Source organism: Azospirillum sp. (assembly GCF_050789165.1).
In genome coordinates this window covers 34,940-41,639 of sequence record NZ_JBOZRT010000101.1, presented here as the reverse complement: position 1 = coordinate 41,639, position 6,700 = coordinate 34,940, and the positions used below count along the sequence as shown (strand labels likewise).

Annotated in this window: 5 protein-coding genes; all 5 read right to left on the bottom strand. The window is 72.7% G+C overall.

Annotation, left to right across the window (positions count from 1 at the left end):
• Nucleotides 1-108 precede the first annotated feature (108 nt).
• On the bottom strand, nt 109-1,830 hold the full coding sequence (locus ACRWK7_RS22965) for a tetratricopeptide repeat protein (RefSeq protein WP_431858633.1): 1,722 nt from the start codon (nt 1,828-1,830) through the stop codon (nt 109-111).
• A gap of 271 nt (nt 1,831-2,101) precedes the next feature.
• On the bottom strand, nt 2,102-3,067 hold the full coding sequence (locus tag ACRWK7_RS22960; protein WP_431858632.1) for a phosphotransferase: 966 nt from the start codon (nt 3,065-3,067) through the stop codon (nt 2,102-2,104).
• 125 nt (nt 3,068-3,192) lie between these two features.
• The gene (gene moaB, locus ACRWK7_RS22955) at nt 3,193-3,729 is read right to left on the bottom strand and encodes a molybdenum cofactor biosynthesis protein B (protein ID WP_431858631.1); all 537 of its coding nucleotides are present in this window, start codon (nt 3,727-3,729) and stop codon (nt 3,193-3,195) included.
• Nucleotides 3,716-5,503 carry a transglycosylase SLT domain-containing protein gene (locus tag ACRWK7_RS22950; RefSeq protein WP_431858630.1) on the bottom strand — a complete coding sequence of 596 codons (1,788 nt, stop codon included), beginning with the start codon at nt 5,501-5,503 and terminating at the stop codon, nt 3,716-3,718. Before ACRWK7_RS22950 ends, moaB begins: the two co-directional genes overlap by 14 nt.
• Nucleotides 5,504-5,793: 290 nt before the next feature.
• A complete protein-coding gene (locus tag ACRWK7_RS22945; RefSeq protein ID WP_431858629.1) occupies nt 5,794-6,615 on the bottom strand; it encodes a uracil-DNA glycosylase in 822 nt (273 codons plus the stop codon).
• Nucleotides 6,616-6,700 lie beyond the last annotated feature (85 nt).

Genomic DNA, 6,700 nt, shown 5'->3' with positions numbered 1-6,700 from the left:
GCCGCCCGGCGGTCCGGGGCGGGTGGCCACCCGCCCCGGACCGATCCGTCGCACTCACTTTACTCGATCATCAACATACAAGGGATGGGGAGGGGGCTGAGGGACGCCCTACCGCTTCGCCCCGTCCGCCTTCGCGGCCTGGACGTCGGTCAGCCCCTTGTCCAGCTTCTCCTGGATCAGGTCCTTCTCCTTCTGCTCCTCGGCGGTGCGCAGGGCGCGCAGCCACTGGAAGCGGGCCTCGTTGCGGCGGCCGACGCGCCAGTAGGCGTCGCCGAGATGGTCGTTGATGGTGGAATCCACCGGGCGCAGCTCCACCGCGCGCTCCAGCTTCCCCACCGCGCCCTCGAAGTTGCCGAGCTTGTAGAGTGCCCAGCCCAGGCTATCGACGATGTAGCCGTCGCGCGGCTTCAGCTCGACCGCGCGCTCGACCATCGCCTTGGCCTTGTCCAGGTTCAGCCCGCGGTCGATCCAGCTGTAGCCCAGGTAGTTCAGCAGGTACGGCTCCTCGGGCTTCAGCTCCAGCGCCTTCTTCAGGTCGGCCTCGGCGTCCGGCCAGCGGTCGATCTTGTCGTAGGTCAGCGCGCGGGCGTAGTAGATCGCCCAGTGCCGCTCCTGCGGCGTGCCGATGCGCTCCAGCGCCTTGCCGTAGGTTTCCGCGGCCTCGGCGTAGCGCTTGGAGACGCGGTACAGGTCGGCCTGCCGGACCAGCGCGTCGGTGCGCTCCGGCCGCTCCTCCGCCAGCTTGCCCAGCACGGCGATGGCCTCGTCGTTGCGTTCCAGCCGGCCCAGCGCCTCGGCGGCGCGCAGGCGGGCGGCCCACCCCAGCACCGGGTCGGCTTCCAGCGCGCGGTACTCGGCCAGCGCCTCCTCGTGGTGCTCGCGGCCCTCCATGATGTCGCCGATCATCAGGCGCGCCAGCGTCAGGTCGGGGCGCAGGTGCAGCGCGATGCGGCCGAACAGCAGCGCCGTCTCCTCCGCCCCCTCGTGGTGCAGCGCGCTGCCCAGGTCGAACAGCGCCTCGCCCAGGCCCTGGCGGGCGTCCGAGACGATGGGTTTCGGCGGGGTGCCGGTGTCCAGCGCCTTCAGCGCCGGCTCGATCATCATGTTGTCGGGGGCGCCGTCGCGGAAGGCCATGTAGAGGCGGCGCGCCTCCTCGGCCTGGCCCTGGCGTTCCGCGTAGTTGCCGACCAGCTGGACGACGCGTAGCGGCGCCTCGGTGCCGATGACCTTACGGTAGAACTCGCCGGCCTCCGCCGGCTTGCCGCCGACGTCGAGCACCAGCGCCGCGTGCAGGTTGTGCAGCGCCGCGAAGCCGCTGGTGGTGGCCAGCGGGGCGAGCGCCTGCTGTGCCTTGGCGGTGTCCTTGCGCGCGGCGGCCAGCCACGCCTCGTACAGCGGCGCCAGGAACTTGCCGAGGCCCTCGCGCGGCATGCCCTTCAGCAGGTCCTCGGCGTCGGTCAGGCGGTCGCGCTTGAGGGCGTCGGCGACCAGCAGCGCGGCGGCCAGCTGCGGCTCGCCGTCCTGGCTGGTCAGGCGCATGGCGAGCGCCAGCGCGGTGTCGATCTGCCCCTCGCCGAGCTTCAGGATGAAGGCGCGGCGCATCAGCGCCGTGTCGCCGGGGTTGGCGGCGAGCGCCTGGCCCATGTACTGGGCGGCGGCCTTCCAGTCGTCCTGGTGCTGGGCGAACCGGCCGGCAAGGTAGCTGCCCGTGCCCGCCGTCGCGCGACCCGGCCCGTCCGTCGCGGCGAGCGCCGCCGCCGACAGGGGAAGGCTCGCCGCCACGAGCAGGGCGGCCGCCGCAGCGCCGCGTTTGGTCCGGGAGATCATCATGCCGCGTCCGTTCCTGGAAGAAGCCGCCATCTTAAATAAGCACCGGCGCGCCGCTGTCACGGGGCCGACTCGGGGAGCGTAAGCCGGAAGCCGTTCCGCCACAACACGCAGGACGCGCGGTGGTCGCGATAAAAGACGGAAGCCGGTCATGGTGCGGGCGGCCTGCCCCTTCCCTATCGCTCCCGCGCTTCGCGGTGGAGGGAACTCCGCCGTTGCGTCGGCAGTCCCCTCTCCCGCGAAGCGGGGGAGGGATAGGGAGGGGGCACGACGTTCAGTTCCAGTCCGCCCGCACGCGGTCGATGGTTTCCGGGCGGAAGACGTCCTCGACCCGCTCCCGCAGGTGGGCGCGCAAGGCGTCCGGCATGCCGGGGGAGAGCCGGTCGCCCTCGATCTTCCAGCGCGCCATCCACGACAGGCTGCGCAACCACGTCAGCCGGCGCAGCGGCTTCAACCACGGACGCACGGCGGCGGCCAGCGCGTCCGGCACCGCCGCCTCCCAGGCGGCGAGGAACGCCTTCACCTCGGCCTTGCCCAGCGCCGTCGCGACGTCGGGATCCCACATGGTGGAGGTGTAGAGGCTGGCGTGCGCGAGGTCGATGGCCGGGTGGCCGTACTGCGCCTTCTCCAGGTCGGTGAACCACGCCTTGCCGGCCGCGTCGATCAGGAAGTTGCCGGGGTGGGTGTCGGTGCCGACCAGCGTCACCGGCAGCGGCGCGGTGATGCGGTCGGCCTGGGCGGCGCCCAGCTCGATCTCGATGCGCATCAGCGCCATGGGGTCGAGGTCGGCGCGGTCGAAATGCTCGGCCTGCCGCAGCACCAGCGCCAGCGTGGCGGCCACCGGGTCGGGCGGGCTGGCCAGCGGGGCGCGCTCCTCCGCGAGGGCCAAGCGGTGCAGGGATGCCAGCGCCTCGGCGATGGCCGGCATGTCCGCGGGCAGGCGCGGCGGGCGGCCGGTGATCTCGCTGACCAGCAGGGCGCCCATGGGCAGGCCGGGGCGCGGCTCCAGCACCCCCGCCAGCTCCGGCGTGTGGCCGGAGGGGGCGGCGCGGGCGAAGGCCGCGGCCTGGTAGGCGAGGTTGGCCGCCGGGTCGAGGCCGACCTGGCTCCAGCGCGGCACCCGGGCGACGACGCCGCGCCCGACGACGCGCACGTGGTCGTGCGCCACGCCCTTCAACGGCAGCGGTTCGAGCGCGGCGCCGTTCAGCGCGGCGGAGAGGGCGGGGAGGGAGAGGGGCATGGTGACGTTCGTTGGTTGCGAAGCGATGCCCCCTCCCTAACCCTCCCCCGCTATCGCGGTGGAGGGAATGCGGCGGAGCCCCCTCTCCCGCGAAGCGGGGGAGGGATGGGGAGGGGGCTGATGCCTTACGTCCGATGCTCGTTCAGCCGCGGCATCAGCTCGACGAGGTTGCAGGGGCGGTGGCGGTTGTCGAGCTGGGCTTCCAGGATGCCGTCCCAGGCGTCGCGGCAGGCGCTGGGCGAGCCGGGCAGGGCGAAGACGTACGTCCCGTTGGCGACGCCGCCGGTCGCCCGGCTCTGGATTGTCGAGGTGCCGACCTTCTCGTAGCTCAGCCAGCGGAACAGCTCGCCGAAGCCGGGGATGTGCTTCTCGAACAAACCCTCCACCGCCTCCGGGGTCACGTCGCGCCCGGTCACGCCGGTGCCGCCGGTGGTCAGCACCACGTCCACCTCCGGGTCGGCAATCCAGGCCTGCACCTGGGCGCGGATGCTCGCGACGTCGTCCTTGACGATGGCGCGGGCGTGCAGCCGGTGGCCGGCCTTCTCCAGGCGCTCGATCAGGGCGGCGCCGGACTTGTCGTCCTCGACGCTGCGCGTGTCGGAGACGGTCATCACGGCGATGTTGACGGGGAGGAACGGGCGGGTGTCGTCAATCCTGGGCATGCTGGGCGACCTGCGTCGGACGGGAGTCCATCGGCATATAGACCGGCCAGCCCCCCGCCGCAACGGCGTCCAGGCTCGGCGTCGGCTGCCCGAGGCGCATGCGGTAGATCCAGTAGTTGGCCAGCACCTTCTCGACGTAGTCGCGCGTCTCGGCGTAGGGCAGGCTCTCGATGTAGAGCAGCGGGTCGGTCACGTCGTCCAGCGTGCGCCGCCAGCGGCCGGCGGTGCCGGGGCCGGCGTTGTAGGCGGCGGCCAGCAGGAACAGGTTGTTCCCCACCTCCGGCATCGCCATCAGCTCGGCCAGGTAGCGCTGGCCCAGCTCCATGTTGTTGGCGGGGTCGAAGAGGGCGGCGGGCTCGGAATCCTCGCCCTTCAGGTCTTCGTGGCGGCCGACCACGAAGGACGCGGTGGAGGGGATGATCTGCATCAGCCCGGTGGCGCCGGCCGAGCTGACCAGCCGCGGGTCGAAGCGCGATTCCTGCCGCATCACCGCGAACACCAGCGCCCGGTCCACCTGGAAGCCGCTGCGCGGCTGCCAGCGCGGCAGCGGGAACAGCGCCGCGTCGTAGGGGGCGCCGTCCGGCGCCGTCACCGCGTTGCCGATGCGCAGCGTCAGCCCGGCCAGCCCGGCGCGGTCGGCCAGCACCAGCAGCGCCTGCTCGGCCAGTGGGTTGCCGCGCGGGTGGACGCGCTTCAGCTCCAGCCCGGCGGTGTCGATCTGGCCGACCTGCACCAGCGCCACGGCGCGCCGCCCGGCGGGGCGCTCGGAGATGGCGCCGAGGTGCTCGGCGGTCAGCTCCGGCAACTGCCAGTTCAGCGCCTGCGGGATGCCCAGCGCGCGCCCGGCGATCAGCCCGTAGAAGGTGTGCGGGAAACGCGCGGCGATGGCGAGCTGGGCGCGCGCCTCCTCGGTCCGGCCCTTCCGGAAATGCGCGCGCGCCGACCAGTAGGCGCCGCCGGCCAGCAGCCAGGGCGAGCGCGGCCGCGCCGCCACCAGCCCGTCGAAATGGCGCGACGCGCGGTCGTGCTGCTTCAGCCGCCACGCGGCCAGCCCGGCGATCCAGTGCGCGTCCGGCACCACGTCGCCCGAGCGCGCCGCGCTGGCCGAGGCGAGCGCCAGCGCCTGCGACACCTCGCCGTCGTAGTACAGCGCCGCGGCGATGCGGGCGCGCACCGTGTCGTACTGCACGGGGTCGAGCTGGCGCGACACCTCGTCGTCGCCGAGCAGCCGGAGCGCCGCGCCCGGCTTGCCGGCGCGCAGCAGGTCGGTGAAGCGGCCGATGGCGGCGGTGTCGGCGCGGCTGCGCCCGCTGCGGCTGCGCGGGGCGACGCTCAGCGTCTCGCCCTCGCCCTCGTCGCCGCCCTCGGCCTGCGGGCGGGCGCCGGCGAGGCGCTCCAGCGAGCCCGAGAAGGTGGGATCGTCCGGCTGCTGCGGCGCCTTCGGCGCGCGGCCGCCGCTCGGCTGCCGGCGCAGGGCCAGCTGGTGGATGCGCTCGGCCCCCGGATGGTCGGCGTAGCGCTGCAGCCAGTCGGCCAGCTCGTCGAAGCTGGCCTTGCGGTCGGGGTGCAGCAGGCGCTGGCGCAGCACGTGGCCGAGCAGGCGCTTGTCCTTCAGCGCGCGGATCTCGGCGTCGGCGGAGTCCCACTCCGACCGGTCCTGCAAGTCGAAGATGCGGCGGTAGCGGGCGGCGTCCTCCTCGCCCAGCAGGTGAGCGCGCGCCGCCTCGTCCGCCGGCAGCGCCACAGGCAGTCGTTCGGCGGAGCCGACACCCATCGGTGCGATCGGACGTCCGTCCGGACCGTGGATCACGAGGGCTGCGCGGGCGGCGGTGCCAAAGCCATCCGAGCCAGGCGCGGCGGCAAACACGGCGGCCGCGCACAGAGCCCCCAGGAGTTTCTGCCGCACCATGGTGGCATTCCATGCTGCGCCGCGAGATATCCCGAGCATTTGACCGAAATAACGTCGTTTCCGGCGAATGGCAAGCGCCCGATTCGCACGAAATACGACCAAATCAGCGAAAGTCGATGGGCCACAACGGCTTGAGTGCCGTCGGGAAAATGGCGCTAGCCCGTGTGGCCGATCCTTTGGCGCAAGGTCAGAAGATCGCGCCACGCCTCGCGTTTCGATATGGGATTCCTCAGCAGATACGCGGGGTGCAGCATGGGCAGCACCGGCACCGTCTTGCCGGTTCCAGGCGCCGTGTAGTCGAACCACTGGCCGCGCAGGCGGGTGATGCCCTCCGCCCGGTTCAGCAGCGTCTTGGCCGACGTGCCGCCCAGCGGCACCAGCACCTCGGGCCCCACCAGCTCGACATGGCGCTCCAGGAAGGGCAGGCAGGCGGCGATTTCCGCCTGCGTCGGGCTGCGGTTGCCGGGCGGGCGCCAGGGCAGGATGTTGGTGATGTAGACGGCGGTGCGGTCCAGCCCGATCCAGCCCAGCATGCGGTCGAGCAACTTGCCGCTGACGCCGACGAAGGGCTTGCCCTGGCGGTCCTCGTCCTCGCCCGGCGCCTCGCCGATCAGCATGATCCTCGCCTGCGGGTTGCCGTCGGCGAACACGGTGTTGGTGGCGGTGCGCTTCAGCGGGCAGCCGTCGAAGGCGCGCAGCGCCTCCTCCAGCTCGGCCAGCGTCCCCGCCTCCCCGGCGCGGGCGCGCGCCGCGGTGCCGGCCTCGCTGGCGCCCAGCGGCAGGTCGGGGGTCGCCGCCGGCTGGACGGGGCGGGGCGCGGGTGCGGCTGGTGCGCGCGCCGCGCCGGACGGGCGCGATCCCGGTTGCGGACGGCCGGCAAAGGTGCTCCAGTCCATGGGCGCGTCGGACACCGCCTCGTCGCAGCCGATGTCCACATGCCAGCGCAGCGCGGAGAGTATGTCGCAGAGGTCACTCATGATTTGACCTTAGCACGGCTCCTGTGGTCATACATGGGAAGTGATCGCATGCCGTAATGGTCAACGGATTAACGTGCCTGCCGCC